The sequence below is a fragment of the Mesorhizobium sp. M0615 genome (assembly GCF_040320805.1).
Lineage (GTDB): Bacteria > Pseudomonadota > Alphaproteobacteria > Rhizobiales > Rhizobiaceae > Mesorhizobium.
In genome coordinates this window covers 67,134-93,506 of sequence record NZ_JAMYQI010000016.1, presented here as the reverse complement: position 1 = coordinate 93,506, position 26,373 = coordinate 67,134, and the positions used below count along the sequence as shown (strand labels likewise).

Genomic DNA, 26,373 nt, shown 5'->3' with positions numbered 1-26,373 from the left:
TGCAGAGCCGTTGGCTGCGGCCGATGCGCCGATTGACACGGAAGACGGGCCTCGGAGAGGCCCGGTTCGATTGACCGAGCGCGTCGACTGTCAGAGTAAGTTCTGGGCTTGCTTCCACAAGGCTGGGCTTGCGAACATACCGATACGAAACAGTAACAGGGCCGTCTAATCAATCGCCGCAGGCAGGTTTCGTTAGATAATTGCGCTCCGGTTCGTAATCTCGAAAAGGCTGATGCGTTCCGGATAGAGGGCGGAGGGCCAAACCCGCTTCGCCTTGCTACAGTTAAGTACTGGCATGTCGACCAACTACGAGCATCGTTGGTGAACGAAGCTACGGCATCACCCTCAGACCGCATCCACTTTGAAACTTCTGCTGATGGTTATTCGCGCGGAGGAACCGCACCGGATCGAGCCATGGACAACGAAGCGAACCGTCGGGGCCTGATAAGGCTCATGCTGAAACTGCCAGTATTGCGAGGCAGGCTTCAGGTTGCTTGTGCGACTAAGCCGAATGTCCTCAGCCTGTGCGGAGCGTATGAAGACGCAAGCACAATGCTTAATCGGTTGCGTAATGGTGACATCAACGCCGACCAAGACGTCATTTCTGAATATGAAGAGCTGTGCATTGAACTGGAAAACGACATTATCCGCATCTGCCAATGACGTCAGGCGGCAAGGTCGAATTTGCGGCCTCTGTAACTGTAACGTACTTCGCATCCCGCCATTCCGATTCAATCGTGTGACGCGCCGAAAGCTTGCGGCGCGCGGCAGAGGGGGTCGTGACCGGGGATGTTGATGGGACAAACTCGCTCGGGCGTAGGTGCAACCCTGCTGGCAGGCGCCTTTCGCCCTCAGGAACCGGCTGCAGATGCTCCAGCGTCAGGCTCAAATTGTAGTGTTCTCACCATAGCCCTTGCTATTGCTCTACCCGTTGCCGGCGGTGCCGAAGCCCAGGAGGCCAAGGATACTTCGGGGACGAACCCTGCTGTTCTGACAAGAACCCTCGCGGTCTCGAACGAGTATCGATTCCTACCCGGCGACGGATACTACGACATTACCAACCTCCGTTACACGGAGCCGTTTCTCGACGGAAAAGCTTCGATCCGTCTGACCGTACCGCTCGATGCAACCAATCTGGCAGGCGACAACGAATTCGGCCTTGGCGACATTGCGGCGAAGCTCAGCTGGATTCCATATGTAACCAGGCGGCAGGCATTTATCCTCAGCACCGAGATCTATGCGCCGAGCGCCTCCGAGGATGTGCTTGGCACCGGCAAATGGGTCGCCGCGCCCGGCTTGACCTGGGCCTATTTTGCCAGCCCGGAGGTCATCATCGCGCCTGCCTACATCCAAAGTCTTTCATTCGCCGGCGACAGCAATCGGGTCGATGTCAATCGCGGCGATTTCGATCTCTACGTCGTTTACAAACCTCACGCCAAACGCTGGTGGCTCACGTCGGATTTGACCGCAAGTTATGATTTTGAAGCCGATACGGCGCCAATGTCCTGGGAGATCGCTCTGGGCTTCAATATGGGCAAGCTGGCCAACGGCGGCGCAGTCAACGGCTATATCAGGCCAGGTGTCGGTATCGGCAATGACCGGCCTTACGACTTCAACGTGGAGGTCGGCGTTTCGTTGGTCAATTTCTAGCGGTCCACGAGACCCCGGTACAGAAAGGGAGACGATGACTAAAGCAGGATCGCCGGCCTGGCTCGCAATCGCGACAGCTGCTCTTGTGGCATTCCCTTTCGCGAGGCAGGCAAATGCCACCGAAGCCGTTGCCGGACGCTATATCCCCGGCGCCTTCGCCGGTCCTGGCGCAGCCATTGTACCGCCCACGCCTGGCGCCGCTTATTGGGCAATATCCAACGTTTATTACCATGGCGAAGCAAGTGGCGAGGTGCCATTCGGAAACGGCTCCGTGGCGGCTGGCCTTACTGGTGATACCTATGCCGCGATCCTGGCTGGGGTCTACGTGCCCGAGTTGCACTTGCCGGGAAATTGGACATACGCCGTCCAGCTTGCCATCCCGTTGGGCCGGACCGGGGCCACTGCCGAGGTTGGTCCGTTCGGGACGGATCAGCACGTAACCGGGCTCGGCGACATCGCTTTCGCGCCCCTCGTACTCGGCTGGCATAACGATGCCATGAACACCTGGCTGTCGGCCTCGCTGACGGTTACCGCTCCTACCGGTGAATGGAAAGAGGGAGACCTTGCCTTCATCGGCATGAACTACTGGACGTTCACTCCGGCGATCGGGTTCACCTATCTTATCCCGCAGCACGGGCTGGACCTCTCGGCCAAATTTGGTGTGGACATCAACACCAAGAACCAGGACACCGATTACTACAGCGGCGCGATGGCTCATCTCGATCTCTCGGTCACGAAGGCAGTGACGGAGAACCTGTCGGTGGGAGCGATCGCGGGCTTTCTGGACCAGATCGAAGATGACCGCAGCACGTTCGCCGACGCCCATGGCGGCTTCAGGGGAAGTTCGATTGCGGTCGGCCCGCTGGTTAAATACAAGGCCAAATTCCGCGAGAGAACCGAGGTCGATTTAACATTGAGATGGGCCCACGAGGTCGAGGTCGAGCACCGCATGAAAGGCGACGCAGTGTTCTTCGACATGTCCGGGAAATTTTGAGCGGCGGGACAAATCAGGTGCTACGCAATGTGCAACTGGTTAGCAAAATCGTCGCGACACTGTGCCTGCTCACGCTGTCGGCGTGCGCAGGGGGACCTGAAGGCGTGCTGGCGCCGATAGCGGCCAATACGATGGCAGCGTCGGCGTCCGATGTAACGATGCTGGTGGCGACGAGCCGCAAACCTTCGGGCGATCCCGCAACGTTGTTCACGGGTGAGCGCAGCCCGACGCTTTCGTTGACCGACCTGACCATTTCAATTCCACCGAACCGTCTGTCTGGCACGGTCGAATGGCCGAAAAAGCTGCCGCCCAATCCCCAAAAGGAATTCGCTGTTGTCGCCGCGAAGAACCTTTCGATTCCGCAGGCCGGCGACTGGCTCCACTCCCACAATTCAACCGGCCATGTGCTCGTCTTCGTCCATGGCTTCAACAACCGTTATGAGGATTCGGTTTTTCGCTTCGCGCAATTCGTCCACGACTCTGGGGCGAAGGTCACGCCCATTCTCTTCACCTGGCCATCGCGCGCGAGCGTCCTGGACTACAATTACGACAAGGAAAGCACCAATTTTTCCCGCACCGCCTTCGAGCGGGCATTGAAGGCTTTGGCCAATGACCGAACTGTGACGGACATTACCGTCATGGCGCACTCGATGGGAACCTGGCTCGCCATGGAGGGGCTGAGGCAAATGGCCTTGCAGGACGGGCGGGTTTCTCCCAAGATCAGGAACGTAATTCTTGCATCGCCCGACCTTGATGTGGATGTCTTCGGTCGCCAGTGGACCGAACTTGGGCCGGAAAAGCCGAAATTTACGATCATGATCTCGCGGGACGATCGGGCGCTTGCGATCTCGCGCCTGATTTCAGGCGATGTCGACCGGGTGGGGCAGATCGATCCGTCGAAGGAGCCCTACAAGTCGAAGCTTCAAGCGGCGGGAATAACCGTTATCGACCTGACCAACGTCAAGACGGACGATCGCTTGAACCACAGCAAGTTTGCCGAAAGCCCTGAAATCGTGAAGTTGCTGGGATCTCAATTGGCCTCCGGTCAGATCCTGACTGACTCGCGAGTAGGCCTTGGCGACGGACTGGGCATGGTGATTGCCGGCACGGTAGGAACGGTCGGCAAGGTCGCTGCGAGGACCGTCAGTGCCCCCATTTCGATTGTCGAGGGAAGAGGAAATGCCGCGGCCCCCGATCAGCTCGGGACAATACTAAAGGCCGATCCTGCGGCAGAGTGATCTCGCTCCGGCGGCCGTCAATGCCGCCAGTTCAGCCCTCCGGCACGTATCGTTACGGTAACGTACTTCGAAATCCCGCAGCCGCATCCGAGTGTTGGTCGAATTCAACACCGTCCCGTTCGCAGGATCTTTGCAATGAGCGTTGAACTTGTCACCGGACAATCGCCGTCCGATCGCATCAACACCGAATTGTCCTCACGCCGTACCGGGATGTCGTTCCAGCGTACTCGCATGAGCGCTGATCGCACGCTGATGTCGGTGATCCGCACCGCGCTGTCGCTCATCAGTTTCGGCTTCACCATTTTCCAGGTGTTCCAGAAACTGCGGGACGCCGGCACGCTGGCCCATGCCGCCGCACCCCGCAATTTTGGCGTCACACTGGTGCTTCTCGGCATCCTGATGCTGATCGCCGGCATCATCTATCATGTTCTCTTCATGGCCGGCCTCCGCCGCGAGCGTGGCGCCATGCGTGATGCCGGTCTTATCCATGCTGAGACCGGCTACCCGGTTTCGTTCACGCTCATAACCGCCGTGATCCTGCTTCTGGTTGGCCTCGTCGCCATCAGCAGCATGGTCTTCAATGTCGGCCCGTTCACTGACGGCTCGGCGACATGAGAAAGGATGGGCAACCTTGAAATGGAAACTCCTCGCATCCTCGCGCTGCGAGCCGCAATTCGTGAACTGCGCAAGGCGCAGGACAGCGCCATCGCAGGGCTCTCCGATGAAAACAGCGCGGAGAACCGCAAGGCTCTCCATGACATGGCCGACACGTTGAAAGCGCTACAATCAATCCAGAAAGAAGAGCAGGGCATCCTCACCAGGATTTTGAAATGGCTGCACGTGATTCCGTAGAAAGGCGCGTTGGCCATTGGCGATCATGCACTTGAGATAGCGGTAACCTAGGAGAAACAGGATGGCGAAATCACCGAAGACCGGCAAGCCGAATATCCTCGTCATATGGGGCGACGATATCGGCCAGTCGAACCTGAGCTGTTACACCCACGGACTGATGGGCTATCAGACCCCCAACATTGATCGCATCGCCAAGGAAGGCATGCTGTTCACCGATTCATATGGCGAGCAGTCCTGCACGGCGGGCCGCTCCTCCTTCATCACCGGTCAGAGTGTCTACCGCACGGGCCTGTCAAAGGTCGGCATCCCCGCCGCGCCACAGGGGATGATGGAGACCATCGTCAGCATTCCGGCGCTGCTCAAGAACCAGGGCTATGCCACCGGACAGTTCGGCAAGAACCATCTCGGCGACTTGAACAAGCACTTGCCGACCAATCATGGCTTCGACGAATTTTATGGCAACCTCTACCATCTCAACGCCCAGGAAGAGCCGGAGATGGACGACTATCCGACCGAGAAGGACATTCCCGGGTTCAAGGCGAAGTTCGGCCCACGCGGTGTCATTCATTCCTGGGCGACCGACGTGGACGATCCGACCGTTGATCCGCGCTGGGGGAGGGTAGGCAAGCAGAAGATCGAGGACACCGGTCCGCTGACCAAGAAACGCATGGAAACCTGCGACGACGACTTCGTCGCCAACGCCAAGGATTTCATCAAGCGCCAGAACGATGCAGGCAATCCTTTCTTCCTGTGGCTCAACACAACGCACATGCACCTCTACACGCACCCGAAGCCCGAACACAAAGGTCAGGCGGGCCGCTGGCAATCCGACTATCACGACACGATGGTTGACCATGACAAGAACGTCGGCGAGATGCTCGACTATCTCGACGAGCTCGGCATCGCCGACGACACTTTCGTCATGTACTCGACCGACAATGGCCCGCACATGAACTCCTGGCCAGATGCCGGCATGACGCCATTCCGCTCGGAAAAGAACACCAACTGGGAAGGCGCGTTCCGAATTCCGATGTTGGTCCGCTGGCCGGGCCACATCAAGGCCGGGTCGATCGCCAACGGCATCGTGCAGCATCACGACTGGCTCCCGACCTTTCTGGCCATGGCTGGCGCTCCCGAGGTCGTCGAGGAGTTGAAGACGGGCTACAAGGCGATCGGTCGGACCTACAAGAACCACATCGACGGCTACAATCTACTGCCCTACCTGATTGGCGATGCCGACGACAGTCCGCGCAAGCTCTACATCTATTTCAGCGACGATGGCGACGTTCTAGCGGTCCGCTACGACAACTGGAAGCTCGTGTTCATGGAACAGCGCTGCAAAGGAACGCTGCAGATATGGGCGGAGCCATTTACGCCCCTTCGGCTACCGAAGCTCTTCAACCTGCGCACCGATCCTTATGAGCGGGCGGACACCACATCGAATACTTATTACGAATGGGTGCTGCACAACATGTACTTCCTGTTCGTCGCGCAGACGGCGGTTGGCATGTTCATAGAAACCTTCAAGGAATTTCCGCAAGCGCAGCATGCCGGCAGTTTCGACCTGTCGGCCGCGTTGGCCAAGATGAGTGACGCCGCAGGCGGCGCCAATCACTAGCAAGCCACGAAAACAACGCGGCGCGCGCACAGCACGCCGCCACCGGCTTCCGTTGCAGCAGGAATCGTGGAGCACACCATGGACTTGAACCGCAGGCAGACGTTGGTCCTGCTCTCATCGGTATCCTTTGCCGCTTCGTGGTCCGGCGCAGCCGCCGCAGCCGCGAATGTCGGCCCAAACGAAGCGCGGGCGATCGCCAAGGATGCCTACGTCTATGCCTACGCGATGATGGAAAGCTATCAGACTTGGCGCAAACAGGCAGTGGACAAAGCCGATCCCGGATATGTCGGCGGGTTCGGCGTGTATCGGCACTACTCCGAGCCGTTCACGCCCGACAACAAGGACATTGTCACCCCCAACAACGACACACCCTATTCGTGGGCCTGGTTGGACCTGCGCGCCGAACCCTATGTGATCAGCGTGCCCGCCGTACCCAAGGACCGCTACTATGTGATGCAGTGGATCGACCTGTTCACATTCAATTTCGCCTATACCGGCGTGCGCTCAACCGGCTTCGATGCGGGCAGCTATCTGATTGCGGGGCCGAACTGGAAGGGCGAAACGCCAGCGGGCATCAAACAGGTCTTTCATGCGGAGACTGAGATCGTCGGAACGCTGACCCGCACATCGATCGGGCCGGACGGATCGGCCGGCGTCAAGGCGCTACAGGCTCGATACAAGTTGAAGCCGTTGAGCGCTTTCGTTGGACAGAAGGCGCCTCCGCCAGCGCCTGCCATCGCCTTCCCGCCCTATGACGTTGCCACTGCGCGTTCGCACGGCTTCATAGGTTATCTGAACTTCCTGCTGCAGTTTGCCTTACCGCCCGACCCATCCGAGGTCGAACTTCGCCAGCGCTTTGCGAAGATCGGAATCGGGCCGGGCCAACCGTGGGATTCCGCGAAGGTCGATCCCGTTATTCTCGCGGCCATTACGGATGGCGTGAAGGACGGACAGGCCGAGATCGATGTGCTCGCCGCCAAGACATTCGATACCAACGGGTTGTTCGGCTCGCGCGAAGAGCAGAAGAACAATTACCTCAACCGCGCCGTCGCCGCGATGAAAGGTCTGTACGGCAATTCGATCGCGGAGGCCTGGTATGGCGGCTGGCTGGGTGACGGCACGGCGCCTTCCGTCGTGCATTTCGACAAGCCCGATCTGCCGCCAGCAAAGTTCTTCTGGTCGGCGACGCTCTACACGCTGCCGGACCGGTTTCTCTTCGCCAATCCGCTGAAGCGCTACTCGATCGGTGACCGCACCGATGGCCTTGCCTATAACGCCGACGGCTCGCTCGACATCTATGTCGGGCCAACCTCGCCGGGCGCCGAGAAGGAGGCCAATTGGCTACCTTCGCCGGCAGCGAAATACAGCCTCGTTCTGCGCGTCTACGGTCCTAGCGAAGCAGCGATGACCGGTAAGTGGAAACTGCCGAAGCTCCAGCCGACAGGCGGGTAATGCCGCTGAAGCGAGCGCGGCGTCGCCCGCGGAAATCACTGGCGGCCCGAAATAGAAATCAAAGAGAGCGCCATGTCGCTACTCGATATCTGGGAGACAGAATATGGCAACGCTTGGCATCGCCCCCATACGGACCGGTTCCGGCACCCAGCAAAAGCTCGATACGCGCATCGGCGCGCTTCAATTCACTCATGATTTCGCAAACGGTTACCCAACGCCGGAGACGCTGGAGAGATTGTTTGACGAGCGTGATTTTCAGCGCGCCTGCCAGGCTTATCTTTGGGCGCTCCCGCTGGTAGGTTTTGCCGAATGGCAACATGCGTCAGAGGGGCTAGGCGCCGCCAACGGGCAGATCGTTGCCTATCTGAGCTATACCGACAAGCGCGGCATCCTGACGCCGAATGCAACCACGCCTTACTATGTCGGGTTCGTGGATCTCACCCGGTCGGGGCCGCTTGTCCTGGAACTGCCACCGAGCGGCATTCGTGGCGGCCTAGTAAGTATCTGGCAGGAAGCAATAGAGGGTTGCGAGCCTGGCGGGAAATATCTGATCCTCGGCCCCGGCCAGGAACAGCCCGGCGATACCCGCACCCACGAAATCCTGAGCGTGCCGAGCCTGAGTTTCATGATCGGCGTGCGGATCACGGTCACCGATCCCGGACAGGCCGAGACTGTTCTCTCGCAACTGCGCATCTATCCCTATGCCGCGCGCGATAGCCCCCCGCCAACGTCGCTGATAGAGGCGGCCGACCGTCCATGGAGCGGCATCCCGCCGCGCGGCCTGACCTATTGGGAGCGGCTTGACGGCATCGTCCAGCGCGAACAATTGGGCGAACGCGACCATTTCTTCCTGGAAATGCTGAAGCCCCTTGGGATCGAGAAGGGCAAGGCCTTTGCTCCCGATGCGCGGCAGAAGGAGCTGCTGGAACAGGGCGCTCTTCTAGGCGAGGCCATGGCAAAGGCCAACACCTGCGACCGCCGCTTTGCCTGCGTGAAGTACCACGACGGTGCGCACTGGGACCATGCGCTGAACCTGGATGCGGACGATCCGGCGGAATATTGGGGCCGCCTCGATGAGCGGGCCTCCTGGTTCTACGAGGCTTATTCAGCGGCGGCCGACATGTCTCCCAACCGGCCAGGCCCGTCCTCCGCCTACCTCGGCGCCTATCGCGACAAGGCGGGCGACTGGCTCGACGGCGGCAATTCCTATCGGCTGCGCGTGCCGCCCAATCCCCCGGCCAACCTGTTCTGGTCGGTCACGCTGTACGATCTCGACACCCGTTCGCTGATCCTCAACCAGCAGCAGATCGCCGACCGCTCTTCGCGGATGGACCTCAGGAAGAATGGCGACGGGTCTGTCGACGTCTATTGCGGGCCGAAGGCGCCCAAAGGCTTCGAACAGAACTGGATCCCTACCGCGCTCGGCAAGGGTTGGTTCTCTTATTTCCGCCTCTACGAGCCCACCGAAGCCTATTTCGACGCCAGTTGGAAGCTACCAGATTTCGAGCGGATCGATTAGCGGAACAGGGGGATCGATCATGCCAGCCAACAAAGCTTTGGAACGCACGCAGATAGAGCGAAAGATATGACGATCGCAATGCTTATCCCAATCGCGATCAACCTCAGCATGGGGTTAATGGTATTGGCGCTTGGCCTTCACGCGAGCTGGCGCGATGCGATTTCTTTGCTGCGGCAGCCAGGCCTGCTCGTTCGTTCGTTCCTGTCAATGAACGTCATCATGGTCATGATCGCCGTGGCGATGGTGCTGTTGTTTGATCTTCACCCAGCGGTCAAGATCGCGCTTGTGGCGCTGTCACTGTCTCCGGTGCCGCCGATCTTGCCTGCCAAGCAGACCAAGGCCGGCGGAACGGTCTCCTACACGGCAAGTCTGCTCGTCATCATGGCCGCACTGTCCATCATCGTCGTGCCGCTCGGTATCGCGTTGCTTGGCGACTGGGCCGGCCTTGGCATCGGCGTGCCGGCTGCGAAGGTGGCCTCCGTCGTGGCCACGGGTGTGTTTTTGCCGCTCGTCATCGGGCTGGCGGCGCGGCAATTCTTTCCGTCCTTCGCGACCCGACTTGCGCACCCGCTCTCGCTGTTTGCAACCGTTCTTCTTATAGCGGCCTTCATTCCGGTTCTGATCAAGATATGGCCTGCCATGGCCGCAATGGTCGGCAATGGAACGCTGGTGGCGCTTGCGATATTCACCGTCGCCGGCGTCCTCGTTGGTCACACCCTTGGCGGACCTGACCCGGACAACCGTACGGTGTTGGCACTGGCCAGCAGCGCCCGCCATCCCGGCGTCGCCTTGGCCGTTGCCAGCGCGACCTTTCCCGACGAAAAGGCGGTGATCGCCGTCGTCTTATGGCACCTGATCGCCAGCGCGATCATCTGCATTCCCTACGTGAACTGGCGCAGGCGCACCCATGCCGCTACACAGTCGAGTGCAGCGCGATGACTGAGCTTATGGGACTTCCTCGACATAGCGGGATGAGTGGGTGAGCTAAATGACTTGTCGCCGTCAACTGAACAGGATGGACGCTTGGATCCATATCCTGGCCATTGCGGGGATGGTCGCGATCTACCTGTCATCATTGTATTTGGAACCAACGACCCGGGGTGAGCAGAAGGCCATGCCCAGCAGCCCTGCTGGCACGATTGACGGCCGCGCTTTGTCCGTGACTAGAGCGCAAGGAGGTTGATGATGGATGGAAACAGCAGGCCTGACGGGATGATCGCCGATCAACTGGAAATGATGCCGGCTTCGAAAAATTCGCCGACTGACGGTATGATCTGGATTCCAGGCGGCTCGTCTTTGATGGGCTCTGAAAAATTCTATCCCGAGGAAGCACCGGTCCACCGGGTCAGGGTGGATGGTTTCTGGATGGACCGGTTCACAGTGACGAACGGCGATTTCGAAAAGTTCGTCTCAGCGACCGGCTACATCACGTTGGCCGAAAAGCCGGCAAACCCGGAAAACTATCCCGGCGCCTTGCCTGACATGCTTTCACCGTCCTCGACCATGTTCAAGAAGCCGGTCGGCCCGGTCGAGATGCGCAACCACTACAACTGGTGGGTCTATGTACGCGGCGCTAATTGGCGCCATCCGCGAGGCCCGGCCAGTTCGATCAAGAAACTGGCCGATCACCCAGTGGTGCATGTCGCCTACGAGGACGTCGACGCCTATGCAAGCTGGGCGGGCAAGGAGTTGCCGACGGAAGCCGAATGGGAGTTTGCCGCGCGCGGTGGGCTTGAAGGCGCGGACTACGTCTGGGGCGACGAACTGACGCCCGACGGCCTGCACATGGCGAATACCTGGCAGGGCGAATTCCCGCACCGCAACACGCTAGACGACGGATACGAGTACACCGCCCCGGTCGGCTCGTTTCCGGCCAATGGCTACGGCCTCTTCGACATGGCCGGCAATGTCTGGCAATGGACGACGGACTGGTACCAGGAGCACGGCAGGATCGACAGCCCGTGCTGCACCGCGGAAAACCCGCGCGGCGCTGTGCGCGAAGCCAGCTACGACCCACGCCAGCCCGAGGTGAAAATTCCGCGCAAGGTGACCAAGGGAGGCTCGCATCTCTGCGCGCCCAACTACTGCCGACGCTACCGCCCCGCGGCACGCATGGCACAACCGGTCGACACCTCGATCTCCCATCTTGGTTTCCGCTGCATTGTCCGTCCAGGGGGAGACCGTTCATGATCCTTGCCGAATGGCTGAGCCGCCTGACGGAAATCAGCGCGCCAATCATCGACCTGCTGGCCCTGGCTATGATCCTGGCAGGTACCATTGAGGCGTTCGTGAACGGCGTCAGGGTAATGCTCAGCCATCCGGAAGGTCACTACGCCATTCGCTCCGTCTGGATGCGCCATGCACGGTGGCTGATCGCAGGCCTAACATTCCAACTCGCGGCCGATATTATCGAGACCTCCATCGCGCCGAGCTGGGATGATGTCGGCCGCTTGGGTGCAATTGCCGTGATCCGCACCTTCCTGAATTTCTTTCTGGAGCGAGATCAGCGAGAGGCCCGCGATCTCCAGCGCGAAACCGAAGCCGGCAAAGTTACAGCAAGCTAGAGCATTATCCAGCCAAATGGACACATTTGGCTGGATAATGTGGTAAAAACAAAATCGTCCTACCGAGGACGAACGCCTGCGGATTCCAAACCCTTCGCGAGCACTGTGACCAACTGGGGGTCGAGGCTGCGGCGGGACATGTCCAAATGGAAATTTCGATCGAAGTCGGGGTCGGTCTTTCGAATACCGGATATAACGGCAGACGCTTCTTGCTGGCGCCCCATGCTCCCCAATGTGGCCGCCATCAACAGATCGGTGAGATAGCACGGTCGATCTGTCACTCGTTGCAGGCGCGGCATCACTTCTCCGAAACGACCCTGGCGATAGGCATCGAACGCCAGTGTCCATTCCGCGTCCGGCAACGGCCATCCCTCGGACTGAAGCGCTTTGCCGGCGAGCTTTACCCCCTCGTCCAGCTGTCCGGCGGAATAGAGCATTCTGGCGAATTTTGCTTCTACCGTGGTGTTGTGAGGATTGAGCGCCATCGCCCGCCGGCCCGCCGATATTGCTGCTTCCAGATGCCCAATCCGAAACTCCGCCGTCATCTTGGCCATGAAGGCGCTGGAAGATTCCGGAGCCAGTGCGACCGCCCGGTTGGCATGTTCATGAGCCGCCGCGGCCAAGACCTCCGGCGTCTCCGGAGAATTGATCGACAAGAGTATCAGTGCCAGCATCGCATGGGCATCGGCATCGTAGGGCCGCTGCTCCAGTGTTCGTTCGAGACAGCGCCTGGCCTGATCGAGGAGCTGCGGCGTCGGCATGCTCAGGGCGAGGTTGGCTCGCAGCACGCAACCATTGCCGAGCGTCGGATGCTCAAGATCACGGGCGGCTTCGATACTGTTGATCACACCCCCGGCAGAGGCGATACGCGCGGCTAGGCGTGAGACGAGCAGTTCGGAAGGATCGGTGGATGAAATCGCATCGATACGGACGCGCTCGTTGTCGGATTGAAGTGCTTCACCTGTCTGCTGGTCGACCACCTGCCACCAGACTGATTTCTGGACCGCATCCGAGCTGTATTTCAGCACCAGTCGGTAGCGGCTGCTAGGCGGCGCAGCGGGGGCGTCACTAGTCGTACTTGAGACATAAGCGTCAGACGCTGACAGCCGCAGCGTGCTGAAGTCAGAAAGCGCGCTCATGAGTAGGTCACGCAGGGCGGTCGCCTCATGATCATAGGCGCCGTCCAGCTGCAGATCGACCGCCACCGTCGGCCTTTGAGAGATGGGCATCGAGTTCACGCTGCTGAGCAGGTTGTACCCCGCAAACAGAGCTACCGCGAGCAACGCTGCACCGGCAAGGCTGATTCTTTTCAGAATGGCAGTAGTGCTTAGGCCCATCGTCGGGCGAACGGATTTGATCCCTGTGGTGCCTTCTAGAGGGGTATACACGCCGTCTGCGCGATCACCCAGATCCTTCTCGTCCCGATGCTGCCTTGAAAACATCGGCACATATCTGCCTTTCGGCAATTCAATGCTGACCTGGCGGCTCGACCCGTACAGTTCGTAATAGCGGGACAATGCAGACCGAAGGCGGGTCGCCTCTATCCGTACGATTGGATCGGTGGAAGCATCGAAGGAAGACGGGCGGCCGAAGACATCGACGGCTATGGAGTATGCTTTGAGTGCTCCCTCGCGTCCCGCGAAAAGCTCCTCTGAAACAAAGCGCAGGAATTTCCTGTTACGTTCTGAACATTGAAATTGCGGGTCCGAAAGTACCCACTCCAGTTCCTCGCGCGCCTCGCAGCAGTCGATCGTTAAATATTGAATCGATCTGACTTCGGCTTCGGCCTCAGTGTCCACAACACCCTCCACAATATTTGTCGGGTTCCCGCGTGAGATTCTCAATGGATTCAAACTAAGCTTCTGTTGGCTGCCGTGCTATGCGATTTGTGCCACCTGAAGCCGCCGAACCAACCTGAACAGTTTCCCGTAGCTAGAAAAATGCAACCGAAGCTATTGTCCCGCCGGCGCTAGATTGAAGATGCAGCGCCCGCTCGAGTCCTTCTTAAGCTCGCCAACTACACCACGATTTAAACTTAACCATTGGTGGTGTTTTCTCATACATCTGGATCAGAAGATGCTATGCATGAGTCCACGGGGGGAGGGTCCTAGGATCGGCCCATGTCAGGTGAAAACAGCAACGAAACCACGCAATCGCCACCTTTGAGTTTTTTTGGGAATAGCAGTGCGGCTTTTCCGGCTGGGTCACCTGAGTCGGTGGCGCTTGAGGTTCATACCGCAACGCTTCGGACCGCGGAGGACCTGCGTGAAGCGGTACGGGGCGCGGATCTGAAGATCGTCCAACTGGCACCGGGCAAATTCCACGGCCATTTGATGCATGCACAGATTGGCCAGCTTTCTTTGAGCACCGGCGATTTCGGGCCCGATGTCCGCGCGCGCGGTGTGATGAACCAGAATATGGTGACGATCGGCATGATGCTGGAGAGCAGCGGCGAGGTCTCGCAATGGGACTACGACGTCGTTCCCGGCGACGTCATCGTATTTCCCAAATCTGTCGAACAGGAGGGACGTTTCACAGGTCACTCACGCTATGCGACGATCACGCTCGCCGAAGAGGCGCTTGCTGATTTCGCGGGGGGAGAAACCGTTCTGCAAGACCCAAGGTATTGGACCAGGATTTCCAGGTTTCACCGGTCGCCATCGGTTCGGGCATTTGCCTGTGGCGAGGTTGCAAGTCATATTTCTCAGCTTCAGGGCGGTGCGGTGCCTGGCAGCGTGGCAGGGGTACGATATCTCGAACGATCGCTAATCGAAGCATTCATCATGGGCATTGTCGATGAAGTGTCCAATGGACGCGAAGACAATCATTGCTCCGGCGCAGAATTGGTTCGAGATGTAGAAGACTATGTCGACAGCGTGGAAATCGATCGTCCCGTGCACATTTCGGAACTATGCGCGGCTCTCGTGGTGTCGCGGCGCACACTCCACCGCGCCTTCCAGCAGACGCTCGGGCTGGGTCCTGTCGCTTATTTGCGCCTTAGAAACCTCTCGGATGTTCATCGCGCGCTGAGTGTCACGAACCCAGCTTGTGCAGGAGTTACCCAGGTTGCTCTCGACCATGGGTTCACCGACCTTGGGAGATTTGCCGCTTTTTATAAGCGGATCTTCGGCGAACTTCCCTCGGAGACCCGCCACAAGGCGCCGAGATATTCACGTTAGACCAACAGCACGCGAGTGGATCTCGGCGCGTGGCCAGTTTGGGCCAACTTTTCGGCCTCTATTTCTGCAAACAAGAAACAGCTTTGCGCCAGGCGCGCGCGGCTTAAGTTCGGCCGGACCCCAGGAAGTCGCCGATGCCAAAGCTTGGGGCGTCAGGTTCTTTCCGGAACAGGCCGTCCGCCAAAAAGGCATTCAGCCGATCCTGGATGCCATTCCTTCCGGGTCTAATGTCCACATAAACCTCGACTTTGACGGGCTCGACCCGACAATCATGCCTGCTGTATTTGTCCCGGCGCCGGGCGGGCTGTTGTACTGGGAGGTCGTCGATCTGATAAAATCTGTTGCTGCGAAAGCAACGATGTGCGGCATCGCGGCCGTGGAATTTGTTCCGTCGAAAGATCCGGACGGCAATTCCGCATTGACTGCGGGGCGGATCATATCATTGGCCATCGGCTCCATTCTGAAGAAATCGTCGGTTTGAACCTCGGGGCGGAACCACCGCGTCGGTCGAAAAAAGGCCGCCGGAACATCCCCGCACTCCCACTCGTAGGTAGAGGGCCGTCCGGCCGCGGGCTCATTGGCGCAAAAGCATCTTTTTGATTTGTCGCTACGCCTCCAAAATACCAAGACAACAATTCTCCGAAAGGGGACACGATTAATGATCGTGGCGAAATCATCGGCATGAAGCGGCCGCGACGCAGGGGCAGGCCGGGGTTGATTGGCCGCGTGATGCACCATGGCGGCGATGGAGACCTCGGTCCCTCAACGCTGCAGGGCTCCAAGAGGAAAGCTGTTTTCGCAATAAAAGCGACTATAGCTCGCTAAATGGCGGAATAAGGTGTATCCGGTTAAGCGTCGTCAACATTAAACCCTTGGGCGTTGACGCTTGTGAGCGACCATCGCACTCTTGCCCCAACCTGAAAGCAAGCACGATGGACGACACACCGAGGAGGCCAAGCCTCCCCGCCGAAACCATTCAAGCATTGGTTCTTGAGACAGGCGTCACCGAAGCCGAGATACGAACGATTATTTCATTAGTGGGACTTGATCGCGCTTCGATTCTTAGGGAAGCGCGCTATCTCAAAAAACTGAAAAACCCGCAAGCCAAATCCTGATCAGCACCAGCCTTACACAACTATCCTATCTCTCGGCGTGCTCGAGGGCCTGAAAGAAACCCGCGGCGCCCGCAAGGACTTCGTTCAGGCCGCAAAGGACGCAGACATCCCTCCTTGGCCGTCCGCAGTTGAGCGCCAATCTGCTTTTCATCGTGCCCTCGATAGCCGTACTGTAAACAGGTCGCCCGGATCCGGAGCCTCCCATGTGCAACGATTACGAACAGCATGTACTCTGGGCTGAATATTGCCGGATGATGGCGTCGCTGGCGCTCAAAATCCCCAGCCACCAAACCGAACTTGATTTGCCCAAAGCCGACGACGTCCGCATCAGTGACCCGGCGCCAATAATGCGTGCCGTGGATGGCGCTATCGAACTGGCATCGATGGCGTTCGGATTTCCACCGACCGGACCAAAAGGCGGGCCTGTGTTCAACTTCCGCTCCGAAGGCCGGCAATTCGGAAACAGCAAACGCTGCCTCGTGCCTGCGTCCGCGTTCTTCGAATTCACAGGCACGAAATATCCGAAAGCGAAACATCGCTTCACGCTCAACGGCTCGCCGTTCATGGCTATCGCGGGGCTTTGGCGTGAGGCAGTCGACAACAAGCCGCCCACATTCACCATGCTGACGACCGATCCCGGACCGGATGTCGCACCGTATCACAATCGGCAGGTTGTGGTCCTTCAGCCGGAGAATTGGGCGTCCTGGATCAATCTGACAAAGCCTGAGCCTGAACTGCTGCGGCCGCTTCCGGCCGGATCGCTCTCCGTCGAGACAGTTCGGCCCCGAAAGCGCGTGACTTAGCTGCGCAAGATCTCCGGTACGCTGAGCGGGCCAAGATCGAGAACTGGGGTGTATTCGCCCGTGCGGCGCCAGACGCCCCGCACCTTTCCATTCTCCCGATCCCGCCTCGGGTCGAACATCAGCCCCTCGAAGGATCAAGAAACGCCTCTGCAGACGCGGCATCGTTGAAGCAATGGAGCCGATAGGTTTCATATTTGCCGTTCAGCCATATTGCCTGCACATGCCGTGCTGGTGCTTGAGCCCTCGTTCCTGGCAGAACTTCGCGATCATGGTGAAGTTCTGGTCAGTGCAGAGGTCATCCGGCAGCGCAACCTGGTGTGGCCAGTCGCGGTCTATGACCGATGGCATTGGTGAGCCTCGACTGCGTTTGGCCACTATTCGAAATGCATGGACTGGCCGCGCATCATTGCCAACGTCAGCGCGATTGCAGGATTTGCCGGCGGCTTCTCCATATGCAAGGAGCCATCGAAATCACGCCATGCCGCCAGCGCAATTCATCACCGTCATCGCTGGCCGCCGGGTCGAAAACGTGGGCATCACAGGGATCCCGGTCGATCTCGATTGTCCAGTCCTTGAGCGCTTTGCGGCCATCTCTTCGATCTGGGCAAGGTCGCCGGTGAAGAAGGGGATACGGTCTCCAGCCTCCGAAAGCGGCTCAACCCGATCCAGGGTCGGCCGCTCGGGAACCCAGCCAAGAACAAAGGCAATATCGAAATCAATCTGGCGGTCCGGGCCGGTCGTGATCTCCAGGCGCTTGACGACGCCAGGATTGAACTGCTGGCGCTCCGACCACGTGTCTGGAACCGCCTCGGCCTGCAACTTCGTGCGGGGGACGTTGATCAGTTCCTTGACCTGGTGGTGCGGAGCTTTTTCCGCCGGCAAAGCCCGCGCAACATGCGGCCGTTGCAGCCTCATCCGCTTCCAACCAGACCGTGGCAGCTCGGTCCTCGTCCTCGGTCGGCTTGTCGTCTTCTGGAAAGCCTTAATATCGCAGCCTTTCAACGCGAACAGACCCTCCGCGCCCTGTAAAGCCGTAATGCCGGCGCGTACAAAACACCGCTTCGGCTGCTGCAATGCCGTGCGAGATCTTGGAGCGTGGCGTCTTCAATGTGCAAGCGAAGTTCCATGGTTCGCCTCCTCTGGCTAATTCCGCCGATGGTGAACAAAAAGCGAACACAGAGTCAAGAGCGCCCTTGACGAGAGAGGAATATGTTCCTTATTTCAGCGTGATCTGGAGCAGCAAAGGAGCGTGGCTCGGCGTCAATCGCGCTGGCCGGCGAAGCTATGGCAAAAACCGCGGAAGATAATTTTCGGATCGAGGTATGGGATCGCGACGAGCAGGCTCTGTCGGAGACGATTTCGCGTTCCCCCGATTCGACGGTTAGTCAGGCCGCCTGGCAAGCTGCCATCCGGCGCCGGCCGGGCATGTTGCTGATCCACTACAACAGTCGGCATGTGATGGAGAAAATCCTGACACCAGGCGAGGTCAAGGTCCCACCGCAAGCCATCATCGATGGCAGCGTTCACGCCGGCCTCGATGTGGCACTCGGCGATCTTCGCGAGTGGCATGTGTTGCGAGCCTGGTGCAGATCTTGTTCGCACCATGCAACGGTAAAACCTGCCGGGCTCATCGAGCGCTATGGAAAAGGCGCTTTGTTCGGTTCGGTCGAGCGAGCGCTTTTCTGCACCAGTTGTGACAGGGGAGGGCCTGTCAGACTGGAAATTCACAAGCTGCCACGCAATTGAGAGCCGAATAGGTGCAAGATCAGATCGATTTCTTCCTGGCCAACTCGGCCCTGGCATTATTCAAATCCATCGCATCGTCGCCGATCAGCGGCCGGACTGTCGAGAACCGAAATGCGGGCAATCTCAGCCGGTCGGCGTCGACGCATAACATTGCGGACCACCGCGGACGGGGACAGTCGGTCCCACGTCCCGTCCTGCGGTCGGCGCTATGCTGACGCTCCTACGGCTGTCCTGTTCACCGCCCGCGGCGGGGGCGAATTTCCTTCGTCCTGCGCGCGACAATGGTCCGCTGTTGCGGCCGCGCGCAGGACTGCGGCTTATACGCCTTTCTTCCTTTGAGCGCCGACGGTCGCCGGCGCGGGATGCTTGGGCATGGAACCGAATCCCGGGCAGGGTATTGAGTCGGACTATGTATCCGAGTTCCGCATGTCGGCTGTAGACGGCACCCTCAGTAAAAGCCGCAGACGGCGCAGAGACTCAGAATCTGTCCCTACATATCGGCTTCCGGAGTTTCGTCCCTTCCAGCTATGCACGCTGACAGGCCACATACCGGTGGGCGAGGATTGGCTCTTCGAGATGAAGTTCGACGGCTATCGTGCCCAAGTCGCCATCTCCGGCTCGAAAGTCGTCGTCTATACCCGCAATGGCCACGACTGGACCCGTCAGTTCAAGGTCATCTTGCCGCCGCTTCAGAGACTGACCAAAGGCGCGGTTCTGATTGATGGTGAGATCGTTGCCATCGACAGCCAGGGCCGCACGAACTTCTCCATGCTGAAAACCGGCATTGCCGCGGGTATGCCCCTCAAGTTCTACGCCTTCGATCTGCTTGAGTTCGATGGCGAAGATCTGTCGAACCAGCCACTCCTAAAGCGCAAGGAACGACTTGAGTCCCTGCTTGGCGCGCGCCGCCCTGACGACAGTCTGCAATTTTCCAGCCACATCGTCGACCAGGGCAAAAGGGTGTTCGACGCCATGTGCGAGGGCGGCCACGAAGGCGTCATCGCCAAGCGCGCCGACAGCTCCTACGTCGGCGACCGCACCTGGAGTTGGCTTAAGATCAAGTGCACGAAACGGCAGGAGTTCGTCGTCGGCGGTTATCGCCCAAGTGACACGGGACGGGGCATGGCCTCGCTGATCCTCGGCACTTACGACAATGGTCAGCTCATTTATCGCGGCCGCGTCGGCACGGGCTTCACCGAGGCGGAGCGCAAGGACATCCTCGCGAAGCTCGAGAAACGCCGTATTGAGAAATCGGCTTTCGCGTCCGTCCCGAGAGACATTGCCCGACGTGCCAAATGGGTGAAGCCCGAACTTGTTGCCGAGGTTACCTATGCCGAAGTGACACCGGACGGCAGTTTGCGGCATCCAAGTTTTGAGGGCATGCGCGAAGACAAGCGAGCCGACCAGGTGGTGATGGAAATGCCGAAGACGCCGGCAACTCCTGGCTCCGCCAACCTCGATCCGGGAATAGGCAAGGAGATCGCCGCTGCTGTCGGCGTCAAGCTGACGCATCCGGACAAGATCATGTATCCGGCGACCAAGGTGACCAAGGCCACGCTCGCCGCCTACTACGCCGCGGTCGCCGAGAAGATGCTGCCGCACATTCAGGATCGGCCGCTGTCGCTGGTGCGCGATACCGATGGCGACCTGCAGCAGACCTTTTTTCAGAAGCACAGACTGCCGGGCATGCCCAAGGCCATCCATGACGGCCAGTTGGAGAAGATGTCCAGTAAGGAAAGCCGCATCTTGTGGGTCGATGACCTGGCTGGGCTGATCGCGGGCGTCCAGATGAACGTGCTCGAATTCCACATCTGGGGAAGCCGGCGCCGGCAGCCGGATCTGCCGCACCGCATGATCTTCGACATCGACCCCGACGAGGGCTTAGGCTTTGCTGCCGTCAAGCAGGCAGCCCTCGACATTCGGAGCGTTCTGGAAGCGCTTGGACTGCAGTCGTGGCCGTTGCTGTCCGGCGGCAAGGGCGTTCATGTGGTCGTGCCGCTCCTCCCGGAGGCAGACTGGGACGAGGTCAAGAGCTTCTGCCAGGACTTCGCCGAACTGCTGGCCCGTACAGATCCGTCGCGCTTCGTCGCCAATATGAGCAAGGCGAAGCGCAAGGGCCGAATGTTTCTCGATTACCTGCGCAACGGCCAGGGCTCCACTGCAATCTGCCCCTGGTCGACTCGGGCACGCGCGGGGGCGTCTTGCGCGGTGCCCGTCAGCTGGGGTGAGTTGCCCACCTGCGAAAGCGCCAACGGTTTCGATGTTTTCGCCGCCGCCGCGCGGGCTCAGTTGCCCGAAGCCTGGGAAGGTTATTTCGACGTCCAACAAACGCTTACCGACCGCATCCGCAACGCAGTCCGGTAGCAACAATTACTAGATGGTCAGCGACATTTGCTGATTTGGCGCGGACCGCCTTTGCCCCAAGTTCGAGAGCGTCCCCCTTCTGCGGGAGCCCCGGCAACGCCGTCTAGAGTGAGAGTACGGACCGGTTTGCCGTGACGGGTTGAGGGCTGGAGGAGAGGCCTCCGGCGCCCGTCGCGGGGAACCGCGATGTCCAGACATCACCGCAACGCTCGCGCCGGCGCGGACCGGACGAACCTTTATGACGATATCACCAGCAAGATCATCGCCGAACTGGAAGCAGGCCGCTTCCCCTGGGTTCAGCCCTGGGGCACCGCGGCAGCGAAGGCGCCGCTGGCCATGCCGAAAAATGCCACCACGGGCCGACCCTACACCGGCATCAACGTGCTCCTTCTCTGGGGCGCCGTCGTCGAGCACGGCTTTCCAAGCCAGGGCTGGATCACCTTCAGGCAGGCTCTGTCGCTCGGCGGCAACGTCATGAAGGGCGAGCACGGCACGACCGTCGTCTATGCTGATCGTTTTCTCCCCGACGACGAAAAGAAGCGCGCCGCGGAGACCGGCGAGGAAGCGGCGGCCATCCCGTTCCTCAAGCGCTACACCGTCTTCAATGCCGCCCAGTGCGAGGGGTTGCCGAGGGACGTAGCGGTCGCCGCGCCACCGCCGCCGCCCGGCCAGATCGAGTCCCAGGTGGAGGCCCTCATCAAGGCGACCGGCATCGCCTTCCGCATCGGTGGCGACCGGGCGTTTTATGATCCGGCACAGGACTATGTGCGGGTGCCGCCGCCGGCCGCCTATTTCGAGCATATCAATTGGCACCGCACGGCGCTGCACGAGATGGGGCACGCCACCGGTCATGCCTCGCGGCTCGGCCGGGATCTCGACGGTTCGTTCGGCACCAAGAAATATGCGTTCGAGGAACTGGTCGCAGAGATGAACTCTGCCTTCTGCTGCGCCTCGCTTGGTATCGTGCCGACGGTGCGCCATGCCGACTATCTCGGCTCCTGGCTCGATGTCCTGCGCGAAGACAACCGCGCCATCGTTCGCGCGGCCTCCCAGGCCAGCAAGGCGGCCGACTGGCTGCTTGCCTTGCTACCGCAACCCGACAGCGGAGCCAGGGCAGGCCCCGCCGAGGTCGATGAGACCGAGATCGAGAGGAGGGCGGCATGATCCTCCTCACCGACGAACTGCGCGAGCGCCTGCTCGCCAATGGCCGCGAGCGCAACGCCGATCACGTGCCGGTCGTGAAGCTCTTCAATCCGCTCGGCGAAGGAATCTGGCTCGCAACCGAGCTGGATGCCGATGGTGACACCATGTTCGGTCTCGCCGATCTCGGCTATCCCGAGCAGGGCACCTTCTCGCTCCTTGAGATGACGTCGATCCGGCTGCCCTTCGGCATGGGCATCGAGCGCGACATCCTCTTTGCCACCGACCTACCGATTTCGGTCTGGGCAGAGGCCGCCCGCCGGGCCGGAAGCCTTCGCGACGCGGAACGCATCCTCTACCACGCCGCCCAGTCTGGCCGAGACGGCGAGTGAGATCTCAGTTTGAAAACGCGTAGAGCCGCAGATGCGCAAAACCGTGTCTGCGGCCCTGTCCCCCTCCGGATCTTCGGTGTGCGGCGCAGTCCTCAGAGTGAGAGGGCTGCGCCCGTCTTTTTTGACGGGTTTGGAGGTCGAGAGAGTCTCGGCCGCCCGTCGCGGAGATAGTCCACATGGCTACGCCCAAGCAGAAGATCACCCTCAACGCTTCACGTGACATCCCCTTCAACAAGCTGATGCTGAGCCAGTCCAATGTCCGGCGCATCAAGCGCGGGGAAACGATCGAGGACCTCGCCGCGTCGATCGCACGGCGCGGCCTGCTCCAGAGCCTCAACGTCCGGCCAGTGTTGGATGGCGAGGGCGACGAGACCGGCATGTTTGAGGTGCCGGCTGGCGGGCGCCGCTATCGCGCGCTGGAACTGCTGGTCAAGCAGAAGCGCATGGTCAAGACCGAGCCAGTTCCCTGCGTCGTCAGCGACGCCCACAGCGCGGTCCCGATCGAGGAGGATTCGCTGGCCGAGAATTTTCAGCGCGAAGATTTACATCCCCTGGATATGTTCCGGGCCTTCCAGACCCTGCACGACCAGGGCGCCAGCCACGAAGAGATTGCGGCACGCTTCTTCGTGTCCGCTACCTTTGTTCAGCAGCGCCTGCGGCTCGCAAAAGTTTCGCGCAAGCTGCACGAGATCTACGAGCAGGAGGGCATGCAGCTCGAGCAGCTCATGGCCTTTACCGTGACCGACGATCACGCCCGTCAGGAGGAGGTTTGGGAGGCACTCGAAAACTCCTGGTCGAAGGAGCCGCAGCAGATCCGGCGCCTGCTGACGGAGACCACTGTCCGGGCAAGCGATCGCCGGGCGCTGTTCGTCGGTGTCGACACGTATGTCGCCGCCGGCGGCGTGGTGCTGCGCGACCTGTTCGAGGCCGACAATGGCGGCTGGCTGCAGGACCCCGCTCTGCTCGACCGCTTGGTCCGCGACAGGCTGAAGTCGATCGCCGACGAGATCGCGGCGGAGGGCTGGAAGTGGATCGTGGTCGATGTCGATCTGCCCTACGGGCACAATCACGGTCTGCGGGCACTGGCCGGCACCCCCGTCGATCTGACCGACGCGGAGCGGGCGGAACGCGAAGCCCTGCGGGCGGAGTACGATCGGCTGGAAGCCGAGTATGGCGAATCCGAAGAACTCCCCGACGATGTCGATCAGCGCCTCGGTCAGATCGAGACCGCGCTTGAGGCCTTCGAGAGCCGGCCGATGAACTACGATCGGGCCGAGATCGCCCGCGCCGATGTGTTCATCAGCATCGATCGTGATGGCGATCTCGTCGTCGATCGGGGCTATGTGCGCCCCGAGGACGAAGCCATGCAGGCGGTCGACTGCGACTCCGGCGAGCCAAGCTGCGCCACCGAGAACGAGGATGGTAGACACGATTCTTCGGTCCGCGGCGCCATTATCACCATCGGCGCGCAGGCGTCCGAGCCTGAGGAGGATGACGGCGACACCATCAAGCCGCTGCCCGAGCGCCTGGTCATCGAACTCACCGCGCATCGCACGTTGGCGCTGCGCAACGCCGTGGCCGAGAACCAGCATGTGGCCATCACGGCGTTGTTGCATCGCCTCGTCCTCGACACCTTCGGTCAGCGTTCCGCGACCGGCTGCGTCGAGGCCTTCGTCCGGCATGTCCACCTGCCGTCGCAGGACGTCGGTCTCAAGGACAGCCCCGCGGCCAAGGCCGTCGATGAGCGCCATGAGGTTTGGAAGGGCGTCATTCCACTGGGTGACGACGAGACTCTATGGGCTTGGCTCGACGGGCTCGATGAAGCCAGACGGCAGGCGCTGCTGGCGCATTGCGTCAGCTATGGGATCAACGCCCTGTTCGAACGGCCCAACCCCTATGGCAGCGGCGTTTCGCAGCATGGGCTCGATCAGCGCCTGCGCGAAGCCGATCGGCTGTCTCGTGCCACCGGGCTCGACATGGTGGATGCGGGTTGGCGGCCGACGGTCGAGAACTATCTCGGCCGCGTCACCAAGTCCCGCATTCTCGAAGCCGTGCGCGAAGGCGCCGGCGAGCAGGCCGCCCAGCTTATCGACCATCTCAAGAAGGCCGACATGGCCAAGGAGGCCGAGCGCCTCCTCGCCGATAGTGGCTGGTTGCCCGAACCGCTCAGCCTCAGCGGCGATGACGCGCCGGCCGCGCAGCCGGATGAGGGCGAGGAAGCCGACCTTCCCGAATTCCTCGCCCGTGACGACGAGGACGGCTCGGCCGCCGATGAGACTACCGAACACGCGGTCGCCGCCGAATAGCACCGTTGGCGGAGCGGCCCGGGTCGCTCAGCCCTTTCTTCTTCACCTCACAGCCCGGTGTATCGCCGGGCCATTTTCGTTTCAGGAGACACATCCATGTCCGCCCACATCGTCTATGACAACGCCCCGCTCGGCTCGCTGATCCGGTATTCGGACGGCACCCCCAGACCGCCCGCGCGCTTTCCCCGCAAGCTCGCGGACTGGGAGCGCCGCAACGGCCTCGGCCGCCTGGTCCGCAAGGCACCACCGCGCGACCTTCCCAACTACTGCGCCCCGGCCTCGATCACGCTCAACGAAGGGAACTTTTCCTCCGGCGGGATCGTCCTCGTGACCGTCATGCGTAGCCACTCGGTCGACAGCGCGCTCAGCTTCGAGATCGTCGAGCGACCCGCGATCGGTATGGTCCGGGTCCTGCAGCAGGTCGGCGGCGACCACGACGAGTTGTTGCACCTCGCCTAGAGCCGAGAGGCGGCCGCACTCTGGTTGGCCAAGACCGGGTACCGCAATGCGCGTCTTGAAGACGTCACCGCCGACGAGGTTGGCGCCGATCTCGTCGAAGGACGAGCGGCACCGTAACCGCGCGGCGTCACACCCACACCTAGAACATCAATCCTCAACCATCGCGGCCCGGGCTCGGAGACGAGCGCCGGGCAGTTTGCTTTTCCAGGAGCCGCCAATGCCCGAGTTCACAATCGAGACGACCTACCACCTGCTGATCTTCCGGCACGCAACCTATTCGGCTGACACGCCTGAGGTCGCCTGCCGGCTAGCCATCGAGGACGATGACTGGTCGGGACAGCGGGAGGATTGCGAGTCCTCGGGCGAAACTCATGTCACCGGCATCTGGGAGGGTGCCAGCGCCGCTTATCGTGGACAGGCCATTCCGGTTCCTGCACATTTTGGGGAAGCGGTGCAGCGCAAGGCCGCACAATTCGAACTCATGCTGGGTTTGCTCAAGATCATCGTCGGCGATGCCCAGGCCCGCCGACCGCCGCCGGCGGGGTGGCTCGGCAAGGCCGAACGGGCGATCGCGCGCGGCGAAGCGATCCTTGAGGGCGCCCGCGATCCAGTCGAACCCGGGGATGCGCCATGAGCATTCCAGACCATGCCCGCAGCAACTTCCAGACGCTTCTTCGTGCCGCCGGACACGGCAACCTCGCGCTGATGGAATGCACCGACGCGGCGACCGGGCAGCGGCGTTATGTAATCTGCGCGGTCGGGCGGGAGGGCGCGGACTACGTGTTCACGCCGTTCGGTCATCTTGCCGACGGCAATCCCTATGATGCCTACCTGCCGCCCGATCCCGACGACGCCAACGGTTTCCTACAGAAGTCGGAGCCTGACGGCGGAATATGATTGAGATCGGTTGATGCCGGCAAGCGCTCCACCTCATGGCGGGGCGCTTGTTTCATTTTGGCTTCAGCAAGGCCCTGAGAGGGAG

Annotated in this window: 26 protein-coding genes and 1 pseudogene; 24 read left to right on the top strand and 3 right to left on the bottom strand. The window is 60.5% G+C overall.

Annotated elements, in window-relative coordinates:
* Positions 1-414: 414 nt before the first annotated feature.
* The 12 genes from NKI46_RS25725 to NKI46_RS25670 all read left to right on the top strand — a co-directional run bounded on the left by NKI46_RS25725 (position 415) and on the right by NKI46_RS25670 (position 11,887).
* Complete coding sequence (locus NKI46_RS25725; protein WP_352748582.1) at positions 415-663, top strand: hypothetical protein; 249 nt, start codon at positions 415-417, stop codon at positions 661-663.
* A 132-nt stretch (positions 664-795) separates the two neighbouring features.
* The gene (locus tag NKI46_RS25720; RefSeq protein WP_352748580.1) at positions 796-1,650 is read left to right on the top strand and encodes a hypothetical protein; all 855 of its coding nucleotides are present in this window, start codon (positions 796-798) and stop codon (positions 1,648-1,650) included.
* A gap of 34 nt (positions 1,651-1,684) precedes the next feature.
* Positions 1,685-2,644: a SphA family protein gene (locus NKI46_RS25715; protein WP_352748577.1), complete on the top strand. Its 960-nt coding sequence runs from the start codon at positions 1,685-1,687 to the stop codon at positions 2,642-2,644.
* 17 nt (positions 2,645-2,661) lie between these two features.
* Entirely contained in the window at positions 2,662-3,882 is a 1,221-nt protein-coding gene (locus tag NKI46_RS25710) for an alpha/beta hydrolase (protein ID WP_352748574.1), read from the top strand.
* A gap of 135 nt (positions 3,883-4,017) precedes the next feature.
* Complete coding sequence (locus NKI46_RS25705) at positions 4,018-4,497, top strand: YidH family protein (RefSeq protein ID WP_352748571.1); 480 nt, start codon at positions 4,018-4,020, stop codon at positions 4,495-4,497.
* A gap of 6 nt (positions 4,498-4,503) precedes the next feature.
* Complete coding sequence (locus tag NKI46_RS25700) at positions 4,504-4,734, top strand: hypothetical protein (RefSeq protein ID WP_352748568.1); 231 nt, start codon at positions 4,504-4,506, stop codon at positions 4,732-4,734.
* A 61-nt stretch (positions 4,735-4,795) separates the two neighbouring features.
* Positions 4,796-6,352 (top strand): arylsulfatase, encoded by a 1,557-nt coding sequence (locus tag NKI46_RS25695; RefSeq protein ID WP_352748565.1) that lies wholly within the window; start codon positions 4,796-4,798, stop codon positions 6,350-6,352.
* A 78-nt stretch (positions 6,353-6,430) separates the two neighbouring features.
* On the top strand, positions 6,431-7,804 hold the full coding sequence (locus NKI46_RS25690; protein ID WP_352748562.1) for a DUF1254 domain-containing protein: 1,374 nt from the start codon (positions 6,431-6,433) through the stop codon (positions 7,802-7,804).
* A gap of 103 nt (positions 7,805-7,907) precedes the next feature.
* Positions 7,908-9,323, top strand: a complete 1,416-nt coding sequence (locus tag NKI46_RS25685; protein ID WP_352748559.1) for a DUF1254 domain-containing protein — start codon at positions 7,908-7,910, stop codon at positions 9,321-9,323.
* A gap of 78 nt (positions 9,324-9,401) precedes the next feature.
* Positions 9,402-10,262: a bile acid:sodium symporter family protein gene (locus tag NKI46_RS25680; RefSeq protein WP_352748556.1), complete on the top strand. Its 861-nt coding sequence runs from the start codon at positions 9,402-9,404 to the stop codon at positions 10,260-10,262.
* 273 nt (positions 10,263-10,535) lie between these two features.
* On the top strand, positions 10,536-11,513 hold the full coding sequence (locus tag NKI46_RS25675) for a formylglycine-generating enzyme family protein (RefSeq protein WP_502896840.1): 978 nt from the start codon (positions 10,536-10,538) through the stop codon (positions 11,511-11,513).
* Complete coding sequence (locus tag NKI46_RS25670) at positions 11,510-11,887, top strand: DUF1622 domain-containing protein (protein ID WP_352748553.1); 378 nt, start codon at positions 11,510-11,512, stop codon at positions 11,885-11,887. The genes NKI46_RS25675 and NKI46_RS25670 overlap by 4 nt, the downstream gene beginning before the upstream one ends.
* Positions 11,888-11,946: 59 nt before the next feature.
* Here NKI46_RS25670 and NKI46_RS25665 read toward each other — a convergent pair whose 3' ends face one another.
* Positions 11,947-13,686, bottom strand: coding sequence for a tetratricopeptide repeat protein (locus NKI46_RS25665; RefSeq protein ID WP_352748550.1), 1,740 nt, complete (start codon positions 13,684-13,686; stop codon positions 11,947-11,949).
* A 321-nt stretch (positions 13,687-14,007) separates the two neighbouring features.
* Here NKI46_RS25665 and NKI46_RS25660 point away from each other — a divergent pair, with 321 nt between their 5' ends.
* The 4 genes from NKI46_RS25660 (at position 14,008) to NKI46_RS25645 (ending at position 16,984) form a co-directional block, all read left to right on the top strand.
* Positions 14,008-15,066: an AraC family transcriptional regulator gene (locus tag NKI46_RS25660; RefSeq protein ID WP_352748547.1), complete on the top strand. Its 1,059-nt coding sequence runs from the start codon at positions 14,008-14,010 to the stop codon at positions 15,064-15,066.
* On the top strand, positions 14,966-15,547 hold the full coding sequence (locus NKI46_RS25655; protein ID WP_352748545.1) for an arginase family protein: 582 nt from the start codon (positions 14,966-14,968) through the stop codon (positions 15,545-15,547). Before NKI46_RS25660 ends, NKI46_RS25655 begins: the two co-directional genes overlap by 101 nt.
* 451 nt (positions 15,548-15,998) lie before the next feature.
* The gene (locus tag NKI46_RS25650) at positions 15,999-16,181 is read left to right on the top strand and encodes a hypothetical protein (RefSeq protein ID WP_352748542.1); all 183 of its coding nucleotides are present in this window, start codon (positions 15,999-16,001) and stop codon (positions 16,179-16,181) included.
* Positions 16,182-16,384: 203 nt separating this feature from the next.
* Positions 16,385-16,984, top strand: coding sequence for an SOS response-associated peptidase family protein (locus NKI46_RS25645; RefSeq protein WP_352748539.1), 600 nt, complete (start codon positions 16,385-16,387; stop codon positions 16,982-16,984).
* 201 nt (positions 16,985-17,185) lie between these two features.
* Here the strand turns inward: NKI46_RS25645 and NKI46_RS25640 are convergent, their stop codons facing one another.
* On the bottom strand, positions 17,186-17,332 hold the full coding sequence (locus NKI46_RS25640) for a hypothetical protein (RefSeq protein ID WP_352748536.1): 147 nt from the start codon (positions 17,330-17,332) through the stop codon (positions 17,186-17,188).
* Between the two features lie 123 nt (positions 17,333-17,455).
* Complete coding sequence (locus NKI46_RS25635) at positions 17,456-17,866, bottom strand: hypothetical protein (protein ID WP_352748533.1); 411 nt, start codon at positions 17,864-17,866, stop codon at positions 17,456-17,458.
* 402 nt (positions 17,867-18,268) lie between these two features.
* On the opposite strand from NKI46_RS25635, the gene NKI46_RS25630 reads away from it, so the two are divergent.
* The 8 genes and pseudogenes from NKI46_RS25630 (at position 18,269) to NKI46_RS25595 (ending at position 26,288) form a co-directional block, all read left to right on the top strand.
* Positions 18,269-18,730, top strand: coding sequence for a hypothetical protein (locus tag NKI46_RS25630; RefSeq protein ID WP_352748530.1), 462 nt, complete (start codon positions 18,269-18,271; stop codon positions 18,728-18,730).
* 372 nt (positions 18,731-19,102) lie between these two features.
* Complete coding sequence (gene ligD / locus NKI46_RS25625) at positions 19,103-21,094, top strand: DNA ligase D (RefSeq protein WP_352748527.1); 1,992 nt, start codon at positions 19,103-19,105, stop codon at positions 21,092-21,094.
* 186 nt (positions 21,095-21,280) lie between these two features.
* On the top strand, positions 21,281-22,258 hold the full coding sequence (locus NKI46_RS25620) for an ArdC family protein (RefSeq protein ID WP_352748525.1): 978 nt from the start codon (positions 21,281-21,283) through the stop codon (positions 22,256-22,258).
* Entirely contained in the window at positions 22,255-22,626 is a 372-nt protein-coding gene (locus tag NKI46_RS25615) for a DUF2958 domain-containing protein (protein WP_352748522.1), read from the top strand. Before NKI46_RS25620 ends, NKI46_RS25615 begins: the two co-directional genes overlap by 4 nt.
* Before the next feature lie 176 nt (positions 22,627-22,802).
* The gene (locus NKI46_RS25610; RefSeq protein WP_352748519.1) at positions 22,803-24,932 is read left to right on the top strand and encodes a ParB/RepB/Spo0J family partition protein; all 2,130 of its coding nucleotides are present in this window, start codon (positions 22,803-22,805) and stop codon (positions 24,930-24,932) included.
* Between the two features lie 96 nt (positions 24,933-25,028).
* Positions 25,029-25,508, top strand: a pseudogene (locus NKI46_RS25605) (UCP036055 family protein).
* Positions 25,509-25,608: 100 nt separating this feature from the next.
* On the top strand, positions 25,609-26,025 hold the full coding sequence (locus NKI46_RS25600; RefSeq protein WP_352748516.1) for a hypothetical protein: 417 nt from the start codon (positions 25,609-25,611) through the stop codon (positions 26,023-26,025).
* Positions 26,022-26,288 carry a DUF6117 family protein gene (locus NKI46_RS25595; protein ID WP_352748513.1) on the top strand — a complete coding sequence of 89 codons (267 nt, stop codon included), beginning with the start codon at positions 26,022-26,024 and terminating at the stop codon, positions 26,286-26,288. Before NKI46_RS25600 ends, NKI46_RS25595 begins: the two co-directional genes overlap by 4 nt.
* The last annotated feature ends 85 nt before the right edge of the window (positions 26,289-26,373 follow it).